Origin of the sequence: Pseudomonas sp. TWI628 (assembly GCF_039673865.1) — a bacterium.
Taxonomy (GTDB): domain Bacteria; phylum Pseudomonadota; class Gammaproteobacteria; order Pseudomonadales; family Pseudomonadaceae; genus Aquipseudomonas.
Genome location: NZ_JBDJMM010000005.1, coordinates 1 through 15924, shown reverse-complemented (window position 1 = coordinate 15924; position 15924 = coordinate 1). Strand labels below are relative to the sequence as shown.

17 protein-coding genes are annotated in these 15924 nt (G+C 63.8%); 6 read left to right on the top strand and 11 right to left on the bottom strand.

The annotated features are described in order from the left end of the window. The 3 genes from ABE528_RS05045 to phoB all read right to left on the bottom strand — a co-directional run bounded on the left by ABE528_RS05045 (position 1) and on the right by phoB (position 3515). On the bottom strand, positions 1–1341 hold the full coding sequence (locus tag ABE528_RS05045; RefSeq protein ID WP_152957326.1) for a hemolysin family protein: 1341 nt from the start codon (positions 1339–1341) through the stop codon (positions 1–3). Positions 1342–1469: 128 nt separating this feature from the next. After that, positions 1470–2777 (bottom strand): phosphate regulon sensor histidine kinase PhoR, encoded by a 1308-nt coding sequence (gene phoR / locus ABE528_RS05040; RefSeq protein ID WP_152957325.1) that lies wholly within the window; start codon positions 2775–2777, stop codon positions 1470–1472. Positions 2778–2825: 48 nt separating this feature from the next. Continuing rightward, positions 2826–3515 (bottom strand): phosphate regulon transcriptional regulator PhoB, encoded by a 690-nt coding sequence (phoB, locus tag ABE528_RS05035; protein ID WP_003253341.1) that lies wholly within the window; start codon positions 3513–3515, stop codon positions 2826–2828. Between the two features lie 174 nt (positions 3516–3689). Here phoB and ABE528_RS05030 point away from each other — a divergent pair, with 174 nt between their 5' ends. Continuing rightward, entirely contained in the window at positions 3690–4058 is a 369-nt protein-coding gene (locus ABE528_RS05030) for a hypothetical protein (protein WP_152957324.1), read from the top strand. A 102-nt stretch (positions 4059–4160) separates the two neighbouring features. On the opposite strand, the gene ubiA is transcribed toward ABE528_RS05030, so the two are convergent. Then, positions 4161–5051, bottom strand: a complete 891-nt coding sequence (gene ubiA / locus ABE528_RS05025; protein WP_346652366.1) for a 4-hydroxybenzoate octaprenyltransferase — start codon at positions 5049–5051, stop codon at positions 4161–4163. Further along, positions 5051–5608: a chorismate lyase gene (locus ABE528_RS05020; RefSeq protein ID WP_346652365.1), complete on the bottom strand. Its 558-nt coding sequence runs from the start codon at positions 5606–5608 to the stop codon at positions 5051–5053. The genes ubiA and ABE528_RS05020 overlap by 1 nt, the downstream gene beginning before the upstream one ends. 113 nt (positions 5609–5721) lie before the next feature. Between ABE528_RS05020 and ABE528_RS05015 the strand changes: the two genes are divergently transcribed. From ABE528_RS05015 to ABE528_RS05000, 4 genes are all read left to right on the top strand, one after another. Then, positions 5722–5889: a rubredoxin gene (locus ABE528_RS05015; protein ID WP_027917042.1), complete on the top strand. Its 168-nt coding sequence runs from the start codon at positions 5722–5724 to the stop codon at positions 5887–5889. 17 nt (positions 5890–5906) lie between these two features. Further along, positions 5907–7055 carry an FAD-dependent oxidoreductase gene (locus tag ABE528_RS05010; protein ID WP_152957322.1) on the top strand — a complete coding sequence of 383 codons (1149 nt, stop codon included), beginning with the start codon at positions 5907–5909 and terminating at the stop codon, positions 7053–7055. Positions 7056–7242: 187 nt separating this feature from the next. Beyond that, positions 7243–7539 carry an HU family DNA-binding protein gene (locus tag ABE528_RS05005; protein ID WP_152957349.1) on the top strand — a complete coding sequence of 99 codons (297 nt, stop codon included), beginning with the start codon at positions 7243–7245 and terminating at the stop codon, positions 7537–7539. Between the two features lie 146 nt (positions 7540–7685). Then, complete coding sequence (locus ABE528_RS05000; RefSeq protein WP_152957321.1) at positions 7686–8060, top strand: helicase; 375 nt, start codon at positions 7686–7688, stop codon at positions 8058–8060. Positions 8061–8093: 33 nt separating this feature from the next. On the opposite strand, the gene ABE528_RS04995 is transcribed toward ABE528_RS05000, so the two are convergent. The 6 genes from ABE528_RS04995 to exbB form a co-directional block, all read right to left on the bottom strand. Beyond that, complete coding sequence (locus ABE528_RS04995) at positions 8094–9497, bottom strand: aminoacyl-tRNA deacylase and HDOD domain-containing protein (RefSeq protein WP_152957320.1); 1404 nt, start codon at positions 9495–9497, stop codon at positions 8094–8096. Positions 9498–9575: 78 nt separating this feature from the next. Continuing rightward, entirely contained in the window at positions 9576–11654 is a 2079-nt protein-coding gene (gene recG, locus ABE528_RS04990; RefSeq protein WP_152957319.1) for an ATP-dependent DNA helicase RecG, read from the bottom strand. A gap of 3 nt (positions 11655–11657) precedes the next feature. Then, a complete protein-coding gene (locus tag ABE528_RS04985; protein ID WP_054884745.1) occupies positions 11658–12584 on the bottom strand; it encodes a hydrogen peroxide-inducible genes activator in 927 nt (308 codons plus the stop codon). Positions 12585–12678: 94 nt separating this feature from the next. After that, a complete protein-coding gene (locus ABE528_RS04980; RefSeq protein ID WP_152957318.1) occupies positions 12679–13413 on the bottom strand; it encodes an energy transducer TonB in 735 nt (244 codons plus the stop codon). Beyond that, a complete protein-coding gene (exbD, locus tag ABE528_RS04975; protein ID WP_346652364.1) occupies positions 13410–13838 on the bottom strand; it encodes a TonB system transport protein ExbD in 429 nt (142 codons plus the stop codon). Before exbD ends, ABE528_RS04980 begins: the two co-directional genes overlap by 4 nt. Positions 13839–13841: 3 nt before the next feature. Beyond that, entirely contained in the window at positions 13842–14810 is a 969-nt protein-coding gene (gene exbB / locus ABE528_RS04970) for a tonB-system energizer ExbB (RefSeq protein WP_152957316.1), read from the bottom strand. 191 nt (positions 14811–15001) lie between these two features. Between exbB and ABE528_RS04965 the strand changes: the two genes are divergently transcribed. Further along, positions 15002–15859, top strand: a complete 858-nt coding sequence (locus ABE528_RS04965) for an NAD-dependent epimerase/dehydratase family protein (protein WP_346652363.1) — start codon at positions 15002–15004, stop codon at positions 15857–15859. The last annotated feature ends 65 nt before the right edge of the window (positions 15860–15924 follow it).

Genomic DNA, 15924 nt, shown 5'->3' with positions numbered 1-15924 from the left:
TCAGTCGAGCTTGAGGACCTTGGCCAGTACGATCTTCGGCCCTTTCATCTTCTTGATGATGATGCGCAGGCCTTCGACTTCCAGCACTTCCTCTTCCTCAGGCACACGCTTGAGGGTTTCGTAGACCAGGCCGGCGAGGGTTTCTGCCTCGATGTGGTCGAGGTCGACACCGAGCAGGCGCTCAACCTTGAACAGCGGCGTATCGCCGCGCACCAGCAGCTTGCCCGGCTGGTAGGCGAGGATGCCGCGTTCGGTCTTGCGGTGCTCGTCCTGAATGTCACCCACCAGCACTTCCAGCACGTCTTCCATGGTCAGGTAGCCGATCACCTTGCCGTCGGCTTCTTCCACCAGCACGAAGTGCGCGCCGCCTTTGCGGAACTGCTCCAGCAGCTGCGACAGCGGCATGTGCCGCGATACGCGCTCCAGCGGGCGGGCCAGGTCGTCCAGGTCGATGGTTTCGGGCAGGTGTTCGAGTTCGGCCAGCTCCAGCAGCAAGTCCTTGATGTGCAGCAGGCCGGTGAATTCCTCGCGCTCGGCGTCGTACACCGGGTAGCGGCTGAACTTGTGCCGGCGTACCAGGGCGAGGATTTCCTTGAGCGGGGCATGGGCGTCGATGCTGACCATGTCCTCACGCGAATTGGCCCAGTCCACCACTTCCAGCTCGCCCATTTCGACGGCTGAGGCGAGTACGCGCATGCCTTGGTCGCTCGGGTCCTGGCCACGGCTGGAGTGCAGGATCAGCTTGAGTTCTTCGCGGCTGTAGTGGTGTTCGTGGTGTGGGCCGGGCTCACCCTGGCCGGCGATGCGCAAGATGGTGTTGGCGCTGGCGTTGAGCAGGTAGATGGCCGGGTACATGGTCCAGTAGAACAGGTACAGCGGCACGGCAGTCCACAGCGACAGCAGCTCGGGCTTGCGGATTGCCCACGACTTGGGCGCCAGTTCGCCGACCACGATGTGCAGGTACGAAATGACGAAGAAGGCGACGAAGAACGACACCCCCTTGACCAGTTCGGCGCTGTCCACGCCCAGGTAGGCCAGCAGCGGTTCGAGCAGGTGGGCGAAGGCCGGCTCACCGACCCAGCCCAGGCCCAGCGAGGCAAGGGTGATGCCCAACTGGCAAGCGGACAGGTAGGCGTCGAGCTGGTTGTGTACCTTGCGCAGGATGCTGCCGCGCCAGCCATGCAGTTCGGCGATGGACTCGACGCGGGTGGCGCGCAGCTTGACCATGGCGAACTCGGCGGCAACGAAGAAGCCGTTGAGCAGCACCAGCAGGAAGGCAAAGATGATCATGCCGAAATCGGCGAATAACGAGGCGAGGCTGATACCAGGGGAAGGGTCCATGATGGAGTTTTTACGGGGTCCGTCTTTGAGATAGAGAGAAAAAAAGTGCCAGCTCTTGCTGGCACAGGGGGTCCAATGTAGCGGCTGGGGCAGCAAAAGCAAAGGGCTGCAAAGCGGCCCCTGGTCCGTCAGGCCTTGCCGTTGGCCAATTGTGCGGGCCCGAAGTGACAGGTGAAGGTACTGCCATGCCCCGGCACGCTGCTGATTTCCAGCTTGCCGCGGTGGCGCATCAGCACATGCTTGACGATCGCCAGCCCCAGGCCGGTGCCGCCGGTATTCGACGCACGGCTGGAGTCGACCCGGTAGAAGCGTTCGGTCAGCCGCGGCAGGTGCTTGGCGTCGATACCGACCCCGGAATCCTGCACCGACAGGTGCGCGCCGTGTTCGTCGCCCCACCAGCGGATGCGAATGGTGCCTTCATCCTGGGTGTACTTCACGGCGTTGAACACCAGGTTGGAGAAGGCGCTGCGCAGTTCTGACTCGCTGCCCTTCAGGCGCAGGCCCGGCACGGCTTCCAGGGTGATTTTCTGGTTACGCGGCCCGGACAGTGCCTGGGCGTCCTGCTTGATCGCGGTGAGCAGGGCATCGACCGCCACCGGCTGGTTGTCCGACGGGTAGTCGGTGGCTTCCAGCTTGGCCAGCAGCAACAGGTCGTTGAGCAGAGTCTGCATGCGCGAGCCTTGCTGGGTCATCTGCTGCAGCGCCCGGGCCCAGCGCGGGTTCACGTCATCGACGTTGTCCAGCAGGGTTTCCAGGTAGCCGGTAATCACCGTCAGCGGTGTGCGCAGTTCGTGGGAGACGTTGGCGACGAAATCCTTGCGCATCTGCTCAAGCTGGTGAATGCGGGTCACATCGCGCACCAGCATCAGGTGCTCGTTGTTGCCGTAGCGGGTGATATGCAGCTGCACGCGCAGGCGGTCGTTGATCGGTGAGGGGATCTCCAGCGGTTCGGCGTAGTTCTCCGCCTCGAAGTATTCCTTGAAGCGTGGGTGGCGCACCAGGTTGGTCACCGGCTGCCCGCCGTCCTGCGGGGTCTTGAAGCCCAGCAGCGTCTCTGCGGCTCGGTTCCACCACTCCAGGTTGCCGTCGCTGTCGAGCATGATCACCGCATCCCGCAGTGCCGCAGTGGACTCCTGCACCCGGTCGATCACCGCCTGCAGGCGCCCGCGCACGCGCTGGTCGCGGCGTTGCAGGTGGTAGATGCTGTCGAACACTTCACCCCACAGGCCGTAGCCATCGGGCGGTGCTTCGTCGGGTTGGTGGTTGCGCAGCCAGTCGTGCAGGCGCAATAGCTGCTTGAGCGTCCAGCCCAGATAGAGCGCCAGGCCGGTGGCCAGGCTCCAGCCGTAATAGCCACTGACCAGGCCGCCGATCAGGCAGACAGTGATCAGCAGCAACAGGTGGCGAATCAGGGTCGCGTGCCAGTTCTGGTTCAATTGACGGTCCTTGTACAACGACTTGCAGCTTGGCGCTTGGCGGCTCGATCAGCTCTTGGTCGAGAAGCGGTAGCCAGTGCCCCGGACGGTTTGTACCAGATTTTCGTAGGCTTCACCCAGTGCCTTGCGCAGGCGACGGATGTGCACATCAACGGTGCGCTCCTCGACATACACGTTGCCGCCCCACACCTGGTCGAGCAGCTGGCCACGGGTGTAGGCGCGTTCCTGGTGAGTCATGAAGAACTGCAGCAGGCGGTATTCGGTAGGGCCCATCTCGGCCGGCTTGCCGTCGATGGTCACGCGGTGGCTGATCGGGTCGAGCAGCAGGCCGCCGACTTCGATCGGCGCTTCACTGTCGCTCGGGCCGGTGCGGCGCAGCACGGCCTTCAGCCTGGCTACCAGTTCGCGGGGCGAGAACGGCTTGGTGATGTAGTCGTCGGCGCCGACTTCCAGGCCCTGGATCTTGTTGTCCTCTTCGCCTTTTGCGGTGAGCATGATGATCGGGATGTCGCCGGTCAGCTCGTCGCGCTTGAGGCGGCGTGCCAGCTCGATGCCGGAAGTGCCGGGCAGCATCCAGTCGAGCAGGATCAGGTCCGGTTTGCGGTCGACGATGATCGCGTGGGCTTGCTGGGAGTTCTCGGCTTCCAGGCAGTCATAGCCGGCCATTTCCAAGGCAACGGCGATCATCTCGCGAATCGGTGCTTCGTCGTCGACGATCAGAATGTTTCTGCCAACCATGCTCAAAACCTCTCCCAGGAATCGTGTCTTGGCCCGCATTAGATAACGGAATTATTGCAGCTGTGTGACAGGGTGTTGGCCGTTCTGGCGACATTCCATGACTGGGCTAGGCTTCACAGGGCCGCTGCGGCGGTAAACAGCATGCAATCCACCCCCGAATTCATGGTGATTCCAATGACACGACATACGCTGAGCTGGATGGCCCTTTTCGCTGCACTGGCGCTGCCGGGGGTGGCGTCTGCCCACCATGCCATGGAAAAAGACGGCATGTGGGTCGACCACAAAGGCATGACCTTGTACACCTTTGACAAGGACGCCGGTGGCAAGTCGATGTGCAATGGTGAATGTGCAACGAACTGGCCGCCATTGATGGTCGAAAAAGGTGAAAAAGCCGAAGGAAAGTGGACGCAGATCAAGCGTGACGACGGCAAGATGCAGTGGGCCTATGACGGCAAGCCGCTGTACACCTTCGTCAAGGACAAGAAAGCCGGAGACATGACCGGTGACGGCATGAAGGACGTCTGGCACGTCGCCAAGCCGTAAAGCCTGACACTTGCCCCTGTGGGAGCGGGTTCACCCGCGAATGCTGCGGTGGAGCCACCATCGCATTCGCGGGTAAACCCGCTCCCACAGTGACGCTGAACCTCAGCGCATTGCGTAATCCAGCACCACCCCGATGAACACCAGTAACCCCGCCCAGTGATTGTGCAGGAACGCCTTGAAGCACGACTCGCGGTCCAGCTTGCGCGTCGACCAGTATTCCCAGGCAAAGCACGCCGCCGCCCCCAGCAAACCCAGGTGGAACCAGCCACCCAACTCGAAACGGCTGCCCGCCAGCAGCAAGCAGCCGAGCGACAGCAACTGCAAGGTCAGGATGATAGCCCGGTCCGCATCGCCGAACAGGATCGCGGTCGATTTCACCCCGATCTTCAGGTCGTCATCGCGGTCGACCATGGCGTAGTAGGTGTCGTAACCCACCGTCCACAGCAGGTTGGCGATGTACAGCAACCAGGCACTGGCCGGCAACTCGCCACCGGCAGCGGTGAAGGCCATGGGGATACCCCAGGAATACGCTGCACCCAGCACCACCTGCGGGTAATAGGTGTAGCGCTTCATGAACGGGTAGCAGGACGCCAGCGCCACCGCGCCGAACGACAGCCACACGGTCCGGCTGTTGGTGCACAGCACCAGCAGGAAGCTGACCCCGACCAGGATGGCGAACAACGTCAGCGCCTCGCGCGATTTGACCCTGCCACTGGCCAGCGGGCGGTCAGCGGTACGCTTGACGTGGCCATCGACCTTGCGGTCGGCGAAGTCGTTGATGCAGCAGCCAGCGGCGCGCATCAGCACCACCCCCAGGCCGAAGATCAGCACGTTGGCCAGAGTTGGCGAGCCGTGCCCGGCGATCCATACCGCTGACAGGGTCGGCCAGAGCAACAGATAGATACCGATCGGCCGGTCCATGCGGCTGAGCTGGACGAAGTCCCAGGCCCGTGGGTGCAGACGGTTGAGCGACTTGAGCAGTTGCAGGTACATCAGCGCTTCTCCTCCTTGGCCGCTTGCCACAGTGTAGGCAGGAAAACCTCGGCTACCAGCAGGTCGAGGCCGCCACGGGCGAAGCGTGAGCGGCGCCCCCACAGGCCGTCTTGCGCGGCATCGGCTGGTAACCAGCCTTGTGGATAACGGCACACCTCGATCGGGTGGCGGATGAATGCCTGGTCGCAGAACAGCAATTCGCCCAGTGAGCGGCTGCCCAGGGTTTCAAGGTCCAGGCCGCCCCGTTCCAGGGCGCTGCGGCTGGCCACGCTGCGGGCGAACACCCAAGGTTCGCCATGCCCGCGCAAGAACACCTCGCGCACCCAGCCTTCGGCACCTGGCGCGATGTTCAGGGCCAGGCATTCGTCATCGCGCAGCGGTTGCCAGCCTTCGAACAGGGGAGTGACACTGAAGTGGTCCAGGGACAGCTGGGTGAGGCGGCGAGTCAGGGAGCCTTCGTCAAACAGCCAGTCCAGGGTTGGCTGGTCGATTTCAGTGGCCAGCTGTGAATACGGCAGCCACGCGACAGCGGCTGCTTGCGGGGATTCGTACGACACGTCGGTATGCTTGATGACAGCCAGAGAGGCGGCGAGCTTAGCATGATTGCCCCCACTGCTTGCATAATGCCGGGCTACAACAACGCCTGAGCGACACCGAGGAAAATGACCTGATGAAAAAGTGGCAGTGTATTGTCTGTGGCCTGATCTATGACGAAGCCGAAGGTTGGCCGGATGACGGCATCCCGCCCGGTACCCGCTGGGAAGACGTGCCGGCAGACTGGCTGTGCCCTGACTGCGGCGTGGGCAAGAGCGACTTCGAAATGATCTCCATCGGCTGATAGAAGGAAAGCAGCGCATGACGTCCCCCGTGGTAATCATTGGTACCGGCCTGGCCGGCTACAACCTGGCCCGTGAATTTCGCAAGCTCGATGGCGACACGCCGCTGCTGCTGATTACCGCCGACGATGGCCGTTCCTACTCCAAGCCCATGCTCTCCACCGGTTTTGCCAAGCAGAAGGACGCCGATGGCCTGTGCATGGCCGAACCTGGCGTGATGGCCGAGCAGCTCAAGGCCGAGGTCCGCACCCACACGCGCATCAGCGGTATCGACCCGGGCCACAAGCGCCTGTGGATCGGTGAAGAGGCGATCGCGTATCGCGACCTGGTACTGGCCTGGGGGGCGCAGACCGTGCGAGTGCCGATCGAAGGCGATGGTGCCGAGCGGGTATTCCCGATCAACGACCTTGAAGACTATGCGCGCTTCCGTGCCGCTGCCGCGGGCAAGCAGCGCGTGCTGATTCTCGGTGCCGGGCTGATCGGTTGCGAGTTTGCCAACGACATGCGCCTGGGCGGCTTCGAGGTCGAGGTGGTGGCGCCTTGCGAGCAGGTCATGCCGACCTTGTTGCACCCGGCTGCCGCCGCTGCCGTGCAGGCCGGCCTGGAAGGGCTGGGCGTACGCTTCCACCTCGGCCCCGTGCTGACTCGCCTGCAACAGGCGGGTGAGGGGCTTGAGGCGCATCTGTCCGATGGGCAAGTCATCGCCTGCGACCTGGTGGTCTCGGCCATCGGCCTGCGCCCGCGTACCGACCTCGCCGCTGCCGCCGGGTTACAGACCAACCGCGGCGTGGTAGTGGACCGCCAACTGCGCACTTCGCACAGCCACATCTTCGCCCTTGGCGACTGCGCCGAAGTCGACGGCATCAACCTGCTCTATGTGATGCCATTGATGGCCTGCGCCCGTGCCCTGGCACAGACCTTGGCCGGCAACCCGACCCAGGTAAGCTACGGGCCGATGCCGATCACCGTAAAGACCCCGGCTTGCCCGCTGGTGGTGTCACCGCCGCCGGCAGGCCGTGAAGGCAGCTGGCAGGTCGAAGGGCAGGGCAGCGACTTGAAAGTGCTCTGCCATGCCCCGGACGGCCAGTTGCTCGGCTACGCCCTGACCGGCAGCGCCGTGATGGAAAAACTCGCGCTGAATCGGCAGTTGCCCGCCCTGATGGCGTAAATAGCGGGTGTTCTGTCGGATTTATCCTGTTGTTGCCAGCACAATGGCCGCCCAGATACTGGCGCGGCCTCGGTGGGCGTGCCATTCTCAGTTCCGTCTGCCGCAGATTAGAGCCTGCGGTGCCTTGAACGCTGCTTCAATGGCAGCACGGCATAACAACAAGAAATTCCGTCAAAGAGGCTTCACTATGCGCAAACCAGAACTCGCCGCCGTCATCGCCGAAAAGGCTGATCTGACCAAGGAAAAGGCCAATTTGGTGCTGAACGCGATTCTCGACAGTATCACCGGAGCCCTGGACAAGGACACGGTCACCCTGGTCGGTTTCGGCACCTTTGAAAAACGTCATCGTGGTGCCCGCACTGGCAAGAATCCGCAAACCGGTGAGCCGGTGAAGATCAAGGCCAGCAACACTGTTGCCTTCAAGCCTGGCAAGAACCTGCGCGACAGCGTCAACGCTCCCGCCAAGCCAGCCAAGAAAAAGTGATCGACTGCTGACCCCCAGTGTCATCCACGCGGGCGCCCCAGGGCGCCCGTTATGCATTCTGGAGGCTAAGTGTTGCGAACTTGCGTAAATAGTTCAGGAAAAGGATAAACTGCGCGCCTCAGTCATTTTTTATTCGAGGCGCGTTGATGAAGTTTCGCTTTCTTCTCTGGGCCATGGGGCTGCTGATGGCCAGGGCCAGCCGCAACAACCCGGCGTTCCAGCAGCAACTCAAGGACAAGGACCTGGTGTTCCAGATGCAGACGCTGGACGGCAAGGTGGCGCGGCACTTCATCGTCAGCGGTGAGCGCATCAGCAGCAAGGGCGGTAGCCATCCGCAGCCGGCCTTTGCCATCGCCTTCAAGGATGCCGCTTACGGCTTTGCCACGATGCAAGCGGGGAACAAGCAACTGGCGTTCATGCAGGGCATTCAGGACAAGAACATCCAGATCAAGGGCAATCCGGCGCTGGTGATGTGGTTCCAGGGGTTGATGAAGTACCTGAAACCCAGGAAGAAAGGCTGAAATCGCCGGGGCCGCAAAGCGGCCCCGATGTTCTCAATGCGGGGCGTTGAGCTGCGATGCCAGATCGCGCAACAAGGCCTCGGCTTCGAGCACCTTGTTCACCACATCCTCCGCCTTGTCCCGGGTGATATCCAGGCGCTCCAGCAACTCATCCGGAATCTGCTCCTGTGGCCCCGAGCCAATGCCCCGCGAGCGCAGCAGACGCGTCGCCAGGCACACCAGGTTGGGGTACGCCGAGTATTCGCCGTCATACGCCGGGTCATGCTGGAAGCGCAGCGCGGTCGACAGCTCTTCGGGCATGTCCCACAGCTTCATCAGCCAGGCGCCGATCTGCTCGCGGCTGATGCCCAGCAGGTGCTGTTCCACGTAGGTGTGGCACAGGTGCGGGTTGACCTCCAGGTGGCGGCAGATCAGCGAGAAGTGCGGTGGGAATACATGCGCCAGCAGCAGGTAGCCGAAATTGTGCAGCAGCCCTGCCAGGTAGGTCAGGCCGGCCTCCGGGCGCTCGGCGCGGGGCATGGCGCGGGTCAGGCCTTCGATGATGGCGGCGGTATAGATCGACTGCTGCCAGTACGGCGTGGCCTGCTGCGGATGGTCCTTGGGCAGGCTCAGGGTCTTGCCCAGCGCCAGGCCCAGGGCCAGGTTGATCACCAGGTCGAAGCCCAGCACGCGGACGATAGCGTCTTCCACCGAGCGGATCTTGCCGGGTGACGCGTAGTACGGCGAAGCGGCCCAGCTGACCACCTGGGCGGCCAGGGCCGGGTCGGTTTCTACCACGCCGGTGATGTCGTCGATGCTGGCGTTGGGGTCGACCCGCAGCTTGATGATCTTCTGCGCCGTGTCGGCCAGTGGCGGGATCTCGATGGTTTCTTCCAGGCGCTTCTGGATGCGCCGGGCCGTAAAGGCCTGGACCGCCAGCGTGATTTCCTTGGGGTCGTCATCCGGGCGATCGAGGTTGGGGCGGATGTCGCGCACGGGCTGGCCGAAACTGCCGGCACTGGCCTTGGCGAGCATGCGCTTGAAATCATTACGATGAACCTTGAGCAGCAGGCCGGCTTCGCCTGACTGGATCAGCAGGTGTTCGGCATCGAGCAGTTTGCCTTCGTACAGGCAAGGTGAGCTGGTCAGGGCCGGAATGGCCGGCAAGGCCTTGAGCTGATGCTTGTCGAGCATCTGCTTGAGGCGTGGCAACGGCACGGCCTTGAGTTTGCGACCGGTCAGCTCTTCGAGACGGTTGAGGTCCAGCAGCTTGCTCTGCGGGAACAGCACCAGCAGGGCGCCGATCTCGTCATCAAGCAGGATCGCCTGTACCCGAGACGCGGCTGGCAGCTCTGGATGTTCCGCCACCTCTTCAAAGGCAACGTGCAGTTTTTCGAGCAACAGTCGGATAACAGACGGTGCGTGTGGGGTTGCAGTGTCCAGGGCAACTTCAGTCATGGTCTGTATCCACAGGTTCTTTTAAACGCGAAGTATAACCAGCCTGCAGGCAAAGCTGGATCCATTCTGGGACGGGCGTCACACCTGCCCATATTGTTGACCGTGGCGCAGCCAGCGATCGAGCAGCGGGCTGACATGGTCGGGCCAGCGCGCCAGCAGCGCCTGGGCCGCGTCACGCACGGCCGGCAGCAGGTCGGCGTCGCGCATCAGGTCGGCGACCTTGAACTGCAGCAGGCCGGTCTGGCGTGTGCCGAGCATTTCGCCGGGCCCGCGCAGTTCGAGGTCTTTCTCGGCGATGATGAAGCCATCGTTGGTTTCCCGCATGATCCCCAGGCGTTCGCGGCCAATCTGCGACAGTGGCGGGTGATACAGCAGCACGCAGTGGCTCACCGCGCTGCCCCGGCCAACCCGGCCACGCAGCTGGTGCAGTTGGGCCAGGCCCAGGCGCTCGGGGTTCTCGATGATCATCAGGCTGGCGTTGGGCACGTCCACGCCAACCTCGATCACCGTGGTGGCGACCAGCAGTTGCAGGTTGCCTTGCTTGAACTCGGCCATGACCTCGGCCTTTTCTGCCGGCTTCATGCGGCCGTGGATCAGGCCCACGCGCAGCTCGCCAAGTGCGCTGCCAAGCTCTTCGAAGGTGCTCTCGGCTGCCTGGCAGGTCAGCTCTTCGGATTCCTCGATCAGCGTGCATACCCAGTAAGCCTGGCGCCCCTCCGCGCAGGCGGCGCGAACCCGCTCGACCACTTCGAAGCGGCGGCTGTCGGCGACCAGCACGGTATTCACCGGCGTACGCCCTGGCGGCAGCTCGTCGAGTACCGAGGTGTCGAGGTCGGCATAGGCGCTCATGGCCAAGGTGCGCGGGATCGGCGTGGCGGTCATGATCAGCTGATGCGGGCACAGCTCGCCGGCCACGCCTTTCTTGCGCAGGGCCAGGCGTTGCTGCACGCCGAAGCGGTGCTGTTCGTCGATGATCGCCAGGGCCAGGTGCTTGAAGCGGACCTCTTCCTGGAACAGTGCGTGGGTCCCGACCACCATCGGCGCACCGCCGGCGATCTGCTCCAGGGCGCTGGCGCGGGCCTTGCCCTTGAGCTTGCCGGCCAGCCAGGCGACTTCGATGCCCAACGGCTCCAGCCAGCGCTTGAAGGTGATGTAGTGCTGTTCGGCAAGGATCTCGGTCGGCGCCATCAGCGCCACCTGGTAGCCGGCTTCCAGGGCCTGCAGTGCAGCAAGGGCGGCGACCACGGTCTTGCCGGCGCCGACATCGCCCTGTACCAGGCGCATCATGGGCTCGTGCTGGCTGAGGTCATAGGCGATTTCGTTGGCTACCCGCTGCTGCGCCCCGGTTGGCTTGAAGCCCAGGTTGGCCAGGTATTGCGCCTGCAGGCGCTTGGCCTTGGGCAGCACCGGCGCGCGCAGGCTGCGCAGGCTTTCGCGCAGGCGTTGTTGTGACAGCTGGTGGGTCAGCAGCTCTTCGAAGGCCAGGCGGTGCTGGGCCCAGTGCTGGCCCTCGGCGAGCTCGTCGAGGTCGGCGTCGGCGGGCGGGTTGTGCAGGTAACGGATGGCATCGTCCAGCGGCGCCAGGTGGTAGTCGCGGGCCAGTTCGTCGGGCAGCCAGTCGGGCAGGCTGCGCGGGCCAAGCATGCCCAGGCTCTGTTGGCAGAGCAGGCGCAGGCGCTGTTGGGTGAGGCCTTCGGTGGACGGGTAGATCGGCGTCAGGGTCTGTTCGACCGGAGGCGGCGGCTCGTCGCCATTCAGCGCACGGTACTCTGGGTGGTAGATCTCCAGCCCCGAGGCGCCGGGGCGGGCTTCGCCGTAGCAGCGCAGGTGGGTGCCCCGCTTGAGGCCTTCCTTCTGCGCATTGCTGAAGTGGTAGAAGCGCAGGCTCAGCACTCCGGTGCCGTCACCCAGGCGTACCACCAGGCTGCGGCGCTTGCCCATGGTCACGTCGGCACCGCTGACCACGCCCTCGATCACCGCATCCTGGCCCGGGCGCAACTGGCCGATGGGCACCACGCGGGTACGGTCCTGATAGCGCAGGGGCAAGTGGAACAGCACGTCCTGCAGATTCTCCAGGCCGACCTTGGCGAGCTTTTCCGCCATGGCATCGCCTACGCCCTTGAGCGCCGTGACCGAAACCTTCGACAGCTCAGTCATGGATCAGGCCGGTTGTTCCACAGGCGGCTTGGCCACCGAGCAGAGGCGGATCGAGTCGGCAAGGATCTCGATCGCTTTCGGCCGCGGGAAGCTGGCGCGCCAGGCGATGGCCACGGTGCGGAACGGTGCAGGCGGGGTAAGCGGGCGCACTTCGATGACCCCTGGCGCATAGTGATGGCTGTGCACGGCCGACAGCGGCAGGATCGACACACCCAGGCCGGAAGCGACCATGTGGCGGATGGTTTCCAGCGAGCTGGACTCGACCGTGGTGTGCTTGGAGCCTTCGCCACCTTTGTTCAGCGTCGGGCAGGCTTCCAGCACCTGGTCGCGGAAGCAGTGGCCCTCGCCGAGCAGCAGCAGGCTCTTGTCGTTGAGCATGGCCGTGTCGATGGTCTTCTTCGCCGTCCAGGGGTGGTCGGCTGGCATCAAGGCACAGAAAGGCTCGTCGTACAGTGGCAGGGTCAACACGTCGGCTTCGTTGAACGGCAGGGCGATGATCACTGCGTCCAGTTCGCCGTTGCGCAGCTTCTCGCGCAGCACGTGGGTGAAGTTTTCTTCGATGTACAGCGGCATCTGCGGCGCAACCCGGTGCAGCTGTGGAATCAGGTGCGGGAACAGGTACGGGCCAACGGTGTAGATGGCGCCGACCTTGAGCGGAGCGGTCAGCTGGTTCTTGCCGGCCTGGGCCAGCTCGCGAATGCCCTGGGCTTGCTCCAGCACCTTCTGCGCCTGGGCCACGATGCTTTCGCCGACCGGGGTCAGGCGCACCGCGCTCTTGCTGCGCTCGAAAATCAGCACGCCAAGCTCGTCCTCAAGCTTCTTCACGCCGACCGACAGGGTCGGCTGGCTGACGTGGCAGCGCTCGGCAGCGTGGCCGAAGTGCTGCTCCTGGGCGAGCGTGACGATGTAGCGTAATTCTGTGAGGGTCATAACGTGCGTCCATGAAGTTGCGGGCCCAGCATAGCGGCTGCAATTGATAGACGCACGTTATCAGACTTGCCGATTTGTGACAGAACCAAAAGTATCAGCGACGGTCCAGCGAGTAGACGAACGGTGCTACTACTTCGATCGTGCCATTGGTCAGCAGCTCGGCTGGCGGCTTGGGTACCGTGCCGGCGCGGCGGATCATTTCCATGGTCGCCCGGTCCAGGGCTGCGCTGCCGGAGCCGCCTGCCATGGAGTAGGACACCACCTTGCCCTCGGCGTCGACCACGAAGCGCAGGCGGTTGATGCCTTGCAGGCCGCGTCGGCGAGCGTCCTCCGGGTAGCGCTTGTACTTCGCCAGGTGGCGCAGCAGGTCGCTCTGCCAGGTTGGCAGCGCCTGGCTGTTGGAAGCGATGCTTGGCGCCGGTGCCGCCGACTTCTGCGGTGGCGTGTTGCTTGGCGGCGTATCGGCTACCTGTTCCTTGGCCGGTGGCTCATCCTTCGGCGGCTCAGGCTTCTTCTCAGGCTTGGGCGGCTGAGGCTTGGGCTTCGGCTTGGGCGGCTTGGCGATGGCGATCTTCGGCTTCGGCGCCTCGGCCAGCTTTGGCATTGGCGGTTCTTCGACCGGTGCCGGTGGCTGTGGGGCGGCTTTCGGGGGTGGCGGCGGCGCGGGCTCGGGCAGCGGTGCCAGCTCGACCATCATGGCTGCCGGGGGCAGCTCGATGGCCTGGGGCACCGACCAGTTGAGCGTCAGCAGCACGGCGACCACGTGCACGCCCAGCACGATCGCCAGGCTGCCAGCGTAGCGCGCCACGTTTGAGCGCGGTTTCGTCATTTCTTGGCTGCCGTCTCAAGGCCTACCAGGCCGACTTTGAGGTAGCCGGCCGCGCGCAGGGTGTTCATCACTTCCATCAGGTCACCGTAATCCACGCCCTTGTCGGCCTGGAAGAAGATGGTGGTTTCCTTGTCGCCCTTGGTCTTGGCGTCGAGCATCGCGCCAAGCTGTGCAGGGGCAGCAACCTGATCGTCGCCGACGTACAGCTTCTGGTCGGCCTTGACGCTGACGAACACCGGCTTTTCGGGCCTCGGTGCCGGCTTGGCCGTCGAGGCTGGCAGGTCGACCTTGATGTCGACCGTGGCCAGCGGGGCTGCGACCATGAAGATGATCAGCAGCACCAGCATCACGTCGATGAACGGCGTAACGTTGATTTCGTGGTTTTCGGCGAGGTCGTCGCCACCTTCGTTGAGATGCAGGCCCATGGTTTACCCCACTTTCACCATGTGCGGGGCGGCGCGGTCGCTGCCCTGGTGGTCCAGATCACGGCTGACCAGCAGCAGCACCTGGGCGGAGGCGTCGGACACCTGTGCTTTGTAGCCGGCGATGGAGCGGGCGAAGACGTTGTAGATGACCACGGCCGGGATCGCTGCGACCAGGCCCAATGCAGTGGCCAACAGGGCCTCGGCGATACCTGGGGCAACCACGGCCAGGTTGGTGGTCTGGGTCTTGGCGATGCCGATGAAGCTGTTCATGATGCCCCACACGGTACCGAACAGGCCGACGAACGGCGCGGTGGAACCGATGGTGGCGAGCACGCCGGTGCCGCTGCTCATGCTGCGGCCGCTGGCAGCTACCAGGCGCTCCAGGCGGAAGCTGACGCGTTCCTTGATGCCTTCTTTCTCGCGGGCATTGGCCGACAGGCGCATCTCTTCGAGGGCATCGTGAACCAGGGTATGTGCCAGGGTGCCTTCTTTATTGGCGACGGTGCTGGCTTCTTTCAGGCTCACCGACTTCTTCAGCGCGGCGATCTCGCCACGCAGGCGGCGCTTGGCGCCCATCAGCTCGAAGCCCTTGGCGATCCAGATAGTCCAGGTGATGATCGAGGCGATGGCCAGGCCGATCATCACGATTTTGACGACGATGTCAGCGTTCTTGTACATGCCCCATGGGGACAGGTCGTGGGCCATGCCCAGCGAGGTGTCTTCAACCAGTTCCTGAACGGCCGGGTCGGCGGCTACAGGTGCTTCGACCGGAGTGGCGGCCTGGCCTTCGACAGCAGCGGGCGCTGAAGTGGCGGGGGTGGCCGGAGCGACAGCAGCAGCCGGGGTGGCGGTGTTGGCGTTAGGCTCATCGGCCATGGCCACTGGGGCCAGCACCAGGCTGAACATCAGCGCGGCGATGGCGCGCCAGGCGCGCGACGGTGTTGGCGAAGCGGAAGGTTGAGTACGTGTCATGCTGGCCGGACCTGATGAAGAAGAAAGTGTGCGTTCTCCAAGGCCTCGATATAGGCCGAGAACAGATAGGGGTGCCATTATTGCAAGTAATTCTTGTTAACAAAAGCAATCTTGTTGCTTTTTTCGCCCATGGTCTAGCCGCCTATCGTGTAATACAGCTAGCCTGATCCTTTGGTCTAGGGAGTTTTGTGATGTCAGACCTTTCCGCAATTATCGTGGGATGTGGTGATGTAGGCGGCCGCTTGGCCCGCCAGCTGCTGGCCAAAGGCTGGCAAGTCAGTGGCTTGCGTCGCTCGGTCGAGCAACTGCCCAAGGGCGTCGCGCGCATCGCTGCCGACCTGTCCGACCCGGCCATTCCACAGGCATGGCCACAGCGTTCGCCGGACTATCTGGTGTACTGCGTCGCCGCCAGCCAGCATGACGAGGCGGGCTATCAGGCTGCTTATGTCGACGGTTTGCGCCATGTGCTGGCGTGGCTGGGCGAGCGTGGCCAGCGCCCGCGGCGGTTGCTGTTCGTCTCCAGCAGCAGCGTGTTTGCGCAAAAGGAAGGCGAATGGATCGACGAAACTGCGGCCACCGAACCTGAGGGTTATTCCGGAAAGGTGATGCTTGAGGCCGAAGGGTTGGCGTTGGCGAGCGGCATTCCCGCCAGCGTGATTCGCTTGACCGGCATCTACGGCCCGGGGCGCGAGTGGCTGCTGAGCCAGGTGCGGCAAGGCTATCGGGTAGCCGAGGAGCCGCCGCTGTATGGCAACCGGATTCATGCCGAAGATGCCGCGAGCCTGATGGCGTTCCTGCTGCAGGCCGATGCCGATGGTGTGGCGCTGGAGGAATGCTACATCGGCGTCGACGACGACCCGGCGCCGCTGGCCGATGTGGTGGCTTGGTTGCGGGGGTACATGGGGGTTACCGAGTGGTCCGATGAACAGCGCGTGCGCCGTACAGGCAGCAAGCGTTGCAGCAATGCCCGGGTGCGGGCGTTGGGCTGGGTGCCGGCGTATCCGAGCTACAAGGAAGGCTATGCCGCCATTCTGGCAGGCGAGGGCTGATTCCCGTGCCTTGCATGGGTCACCTGTGGGAGCCGCGCTTGCCGGCGATGGGCCGCGAAGCGGCC

Bases quoted from the DNA above. Each gene is read 5' to 3' on its own strand.
- ABE528_RS05045 (WP_152957326.1), bottom strand. From the start codon at position 1,341: ATGGACCCTTCCCCTGGTATCAGCCTCGCCTCGTTATTCGCCGATTTC.
- phoB (WP_003253341.1), bottom strand. From the start codon at position 3,515: ATGGTTGGCAGAAACATTCTGATCGTCGACGACGAAGCACCGATTCGC.
- ABE528_RS05030 (WP_152957324.1), top strand. From the start codon at position 3,690: ATGACACGACATACGCTGAGCTGGATGGCCCTTTTCGCTGCACTGGCG.
- ubiA (WP_346652366.1), bottom strand. From the start codon at position 5,051: ATGTACCTGCAACTGCTCAAGTCGCTCAACCGTCTGCACCCACGGGCC.
- ABE528_RS05015 (WP_027917042.1), top strand. From the start codon at position 5,722: ATGAAAAAGTGGCAGTGTATTGTCTGTGGCCTGATCTATGACGAAGCC.
- ABE528_RS05010 (WP_152957322.1), top strand. From the start codon at position 5,907: ATGACGTCCCCCGTGGTAATCATTGGTACCGGCCTGGCCGGCTACAAC.
- ABE528_RS05005 (WP_152957349.1), top strand. From the start codon at position 7,243: ATGCGCAAACCAGAACTCGCCGCCGTCATCGCCGAAAAGGCTGATCTG.
- ABE528_RS05000 (WP_152957321.1), top strand. From the start codon at position 7,686: ATGAAGTTTCGCTTTCTTCTCTGGGCCATGGGGCTGCTGATGGCCAGG.
- ABE528_RS04995 (WP_152957320.1), bottom strand. From the start codon at position 9,497: ATGACTGAAGTTGCCCTGGACACTGCAACCCCACACGCACCGTCTGTT.
- recG (WP_152957319.1), bottom strand. From the start codon at position 11,654: ATGACTGAGCTGTCGAAGGTTTCGGTCACGGCGCTCAAGGGCGTAGGC.
- ABE528_RS04985 (WP_054884745.1), bottom strand. From the start codon at position 12,584: ATGACCCTCACAGAATTACGCTACATCGTCACGCTCGCCCAGGAGCAG.
- ABE528_RS04980 (WP_152957318.1), bottom strand. From the start codon at position 13,413: ATGACGAAACCGCGCTCAAACGTGGCGCGCTACGCTGGCAGCCTGGCG.
- exbD (WP_346652364.1), bottom strand. From the start codon at position 13,838: ATGGGCCTGCATCTCAACGAAGGTGGCGACGACCTCGCCGAAAACCAC.
- exbB (WP_152957316.1), bottom strand. From the start codon at position 14,810: ATGACACGTACTCAACCTTCCGCTTCGCCAACACCGTCGCGCGCCTGG.
- ABE528_RS04965 (WP_346652363.1), top strand. From the start codon at position 15,002: ATGTCAGACCTTTCCGCAATTATCGTGGGATGTGGTGATGTAGGCGGC.